Consider the following 3,933-nt stretch of genomic DNA (forward strand, 5'->3'; position numbering starts at 1 on the left):
CAGTACAGCGAGCATCGCAGGCCGAATCTGCAACGCGCAGCAGGTTTTGCGACGTGTTCGTTACTCTTCCAGCATCTTCAGGGCACTGTTGAGGCTCGTGCGCATGCGGTTGAACGAGCGACCTAGGCCGCTGATTTCGTCACTACCCTTGACGTCGAATTCCTCGGCCTCGAACTTGCCCATGCTGACCTCGTCGGCCACGTTGGCCAGGCGCTTGATGCGGCGCGTGACGAACAGGTGCACCATCACGTTGAGCGCGATGAAGACGGCGACGAACACGCCGAACAGCGACAGCATGAAGGTCTTGAAGATGGCATTGGCGCGCGCCAGCGGCACGGCCATCGGCACCGAGATCACCTGCGCGCCGACCACTTCGTTCAGCTTCCAGCCGAAACCGTTGTTCGGACCGTAGATGTCGACCATGGTCTTGGGCGCCTCGGCCGCCGTCGTGTGGCAGCCCAGGCAGACCGGGTCCTTGATCTGCAGCGGACGCGCGATGTACAGGCTATGACCCGTCGCGGTGTCGCGCTCGCCGACGAACTCCTTCATGTCGGTCTTGTTGCGCAGCGTCTGGATGACGTCCACTTCCCAGTCCGACGCCTTGTCGCGCAGGTTGGTCGGGTTCAGCGTCGCTTCCTTGTACGAGAAGTCGGGGTAGGACTTCAGGATCACGTTCAGGTTCTCGACGGCGGAATACGACGGCACCGACTGCGGGTGGAACTCGAACTTCATCTGGTTTTTCAGCAGCGGCTGGATCTGGCTTGCGGTGTAGCCGCGCACGCTCTTGGCCGCTTCCAGCAGCAGGCGGGCGTTCTGCAGCGTTTCCTCGCGCGCGCTCTCCTTGAGCAGCCGGTCCGCGACGACGCCGGCGGCGAGGAAGCCGACGGCAAAAATGGACACGAACACAAGGTTGAATTTGGCGGCGATCGACAGTTTCATGTTTTACTCTCTCCTGATTGAATTCATGGACCCGGCGTCAGAACAGCGTACTGTTCGACGCCCTGGCCGGGTGCAGCACCGGCTTCCAGTCGGGGCTCTGGCCGAGGGCGCGGTCGAGCTGCGTGCGGAAGTCGGCATCGGACAGGCGCGGGCGGAAGCGCGCCACGAAGCGCCGGCGTGCCGGCAGGGTCGACGCGAGCCACGCCTCGACGTCGGCGTACTCCGCCTCGCGCTGCTTCTTCGGCTGGACCTTGCCCGCGTTGGCCACGTCCGGCGCGCGCGCCAGGTGGTCGCGGAAGCCCGGCGGCAGCGCGGCCACGAAGGCCCGCGGCGGCCGGCCCGCCACCGGCTGCGGCTTGCCGGCTTCGAGGCCGGCATACTGTTCGGCGCCCAGCTTGAGCACGGTGCCCGCTTTCCCCTTCTCGTCCATGCGCGCCACCTGCTGCTCGCCCTCTTCCGCGAACACGGCCTCCAGCCCATCGCCCGCATGCACGATCGTGGAACCCGACGGCACGGTCACCTGCAGCGCGGGCGTGACGACGGTCGCGCGGCGCCCCTTCGCGGCCACCTTGATCCAGCCCTGCAGCAATTCCATCTCGACGGGCGACCTGCCGTCCGGCACCAGGTTCGCGACGAGCGCGCGGCTGTGCGGGCCCAGCGCCACGATGGCGTCCGGCCCGGCTTCGACCTGCGCGCCGGCGTCGCCCGTCTCGAGAATGTCGTCCTTCTGCACGGCGACGCCGCTGCCCGCGTCGTACACCGTCGCGCCGCGGATCAGGCGCGGCGGCTGGTCGGCCAGCGTGAGCACGGCACGCGGCGCGGATTGTACCTGCGCCTGGCCGACGCAGGTCGCCAGCATCAGGCAGGCAAGAACGAGACGGTCACGCATGGCATCCTCAATTGATCTTGACCAGCGCGCCTTCGATGGTCATGACGGCGCCGGACTTCACCTGCATCATCGCGCCGGCCTTGATTTCCATGTTGGCGTCGGACTGGACGGCGATTTCCACCGACTTGATCGTGATCTTGGCCGGCTCGATCTTGATGCTGCTGCTGCCGACCTTCAGCTCGATCGACGTATTGGCCTCGACGACGATCTTGTTGCCCACCTTGACGCTCTGATTGTTGTCGACCTTGCGCGTCTCGTCGTTCTTGACCGTCGTGGACAGGTTGTTGTCGATGGCGACCGTCTGGTCGTTCTTCACGTGCACCTTGCGGTCGTGGTCCACCTCGAGGCTCTGGTCGTTGGCGATCTGGATCGTCTGGTCGCCCTTGTCCTTCTTCTCGAAGCCGACCTTCAGCGTGTCGTTGTTCTTCACGACGCGGTTGAAATCCTTCTCGGCCTGGATGAAGATTTCCTCGCTGTCCTTCTTGTCCTCGAAACGGATCTCGTTGAAGCCGCCGCCGCCTTTCGACGTGTTCGACTTGATGGTCGAGCGGGTCTGGTTGTCCGGCAGCGTGTACGGCGGCATGGCGTCGCCGTTGTAGACGCAGCCCGTCACGAGCGGCCGGTCCGGATCGCCCTCCAGGAAGCTGACGACGACCTCCATGCCGATGCGCGGCACGAACATCATGCCCCAGCCCTTGCCGGCCCAGCCCTGCTGCACGCGCACCCAGCACGAGCTGGTCTCGTCCGTCTTGCCCAGGCGATCCCAGTGGAACTGCACCTTGATGCGGCCGTACTTGTCGGTCCAGATCTCCTCGCCCGCCTTGCCGACCACCATCGCGGTCTGCGGTCCCTGCACGAACGGCTTGCGCGCCGTCGCCGGTGCGCGGTAGCTGTGTTCCTTGCCGATCGCCTCGAAGACGCAGCGGAAGTCGAGGCTGTCGCGCTTGCCGTCCGAGTGGTATTCGACGCCGGTGATCTCGGTCTCGGCCGACGTGACCAGGAAGGCGCGGTTCTGGTCGTCGCGCGGATGCTCGGACAGCGTGAACAGCGCACCCGTCGTCAGTCCGCGCGCATTGCCGGCCGCCTCGATCCGTTCGCCCTGTCCGTGCAGGGCTTCCATGCGCGCCCGCGCATAGCCGTTGCCGGTGTTCGCCACGGTGTAGCGGCCGGGGTAGTCGTAGTGTTCGTAGCTCTGCTGGCTGAACGGTGCCGCCACGTTGGCCTTGACCAGCAGGCCGCCGCTGGTGCTGGACGACGCCTTCTCGAAATCGAAGTCGTTCAGCACCATCACGCTCGGCTGGATCTCGCCGCCCGGATTCAGGCGCGTCACGGCTTCCTCCAGCGGGTCGCGCGCGGTTTCCTCGTCGCGGAACCGGATGGTGTCGTAGCCGTCCGTCGTCGCATGCGCGCCGTAGCCGTCGGCCAGCACCATCGTGTGCTTGCCGTCCGCATGCGTGAAGTAGAAATAGATACCCTCTTCTTCCAGCAGCCGGCAGACGAAATTGAAGTCGCTCTCGCGGTACTGGACGCAGTATTCGCGCGCCGCCGGCGTCGACGACAGCAGGCCGTCGTCGAGCGCGATCGCCCCGCCGTACTCGCCGGTGACGGCCTTGACGATCTCGAGTACCGTCTTTTCCTGGAAGATGCGGCAATTGGTGGCACGCGTCAGCAGCCACAGGGCCGGATGCACGATCGCGAAATAGGATGGCTTGCCGTCGCGCCAGCCCTGGTAGGCGAAGCGCGTCACGATGCCGTGGAAATGGCGCTTCCCGCCTTGCGGCAGGTCGACGCTCACGGTCATGTCCGTGCCGAGGACGTCGGCGATCTTGATGTCGCTGCGTTCGGATGCCAGCTCGATGCGAAACTCCGACAGGCGTCCCAGTGCCTCGCTGCACTGCATGCGCTTGAACAGCAGCACGTCGTCGCCGAGGGCGGTCTTGACGGCGACTTCGCGGTGGGTTTGGGTAGGCAGGATGGGCATGCGCGGCTCGTTAGGGAATCATGGTCTTGACGGTACCGGCGTTGGTGAAGCCGATCACGCCGCCCCAGTTGCACATGCACTTGGAGACGTTGTCGAGCGCCGGCATGTTGGCGATGAGGACCGT

Annotated in this window: 4 protein-coding genes; all 4 read right to left on the reverse strand. The window is 65.4% G+C overall.

The genetic code is table 11. The annotated features are described in order from the left end of the window. Window positions 1-60: 60 nt before the first annotated feature. The 4 genes from AC1DYX_RS28840 to AC1DYX_RS28855 are packed head-to-tail and all read right to left on the reverse strand — an operon-like array spanning window position 61 to window position 3,924. Window positions 61-939: a c-type heme family protein gene (locus AC1DYX_RS28840; RefSeq protein WP_477265297.1), complete on the reverse strand. Its 879-nt coding sequence runs from the start codon at window positions 937-939 to the stop codon at window positions 61-63. 37 nt (window positions 940-976) lie between these two features. Next, the gene (locus tag AC1DYX_RS28845) at window positions 977-1,828 is read right to left on the reverse strand and encodes a hypothetical protein (RefSeq protein WP_477265299.1); all 852 of its coding nucleotides are present in this window, start codon (window positions 1,826-1,828) and stop codon (window positions 977-979) included. A 7-nt stretch (window positions 1,829-1,835) separates the two neighbouring features. Then, window positions 1,836-3,809, reverse strand: a complete 1,974-nt coding sequence (locus AC1DYX_RS28850) for a type VI secretion system Vgr family protein (protein WP_477265301.1) — start codon at window positions 3,807-3,809, stop codon at window positions 1,836-1,838. Between the two features lie 10 nt (window positions 3,810-3,819). After that, window positions 3,820-3,924 carry a hypothetical protein gene (locus AC1DYX_RS28855; RefSeq protein ID WP_477265303.1) on the reverse strand — a complete coding sequence of 35 codons (105 nt, stop codon included), beginning with the start codon at window positions 3,922-3,924 and terminating at the stop codon, window positions 3,820-3,822. Window positions 3,925-3,933 lie beyond the last annotated feature (9 nt).

This window comes from Massilia sp. P2_C2, from assembly GCF_056404615.1.

Coding starts and splice junctions, on each gene's coding strand:
- AC1DYX_RS28840 (WP_477265297.1), bottom strand. CDS start 939: ATGAAACTGTCGATCGCCGCCAAATTCAACCTTGTGTTCGTGTCCATT.
- AC1DYX_RS28845 (WP_477265299.1), bottom strand. CDS start 1,828: ATGCGTGACCGTCTCGTTCTTGCCTGCCTGATGCTGGCGACCTGCGTC.
- AC1DYX_RS28850 (WP_477265301.1), bottom strand. CDS start 3,809: ATGCCCATCCTGCCTACCCAAACCCACCGCGAAGTCGCCGTCAAGACC.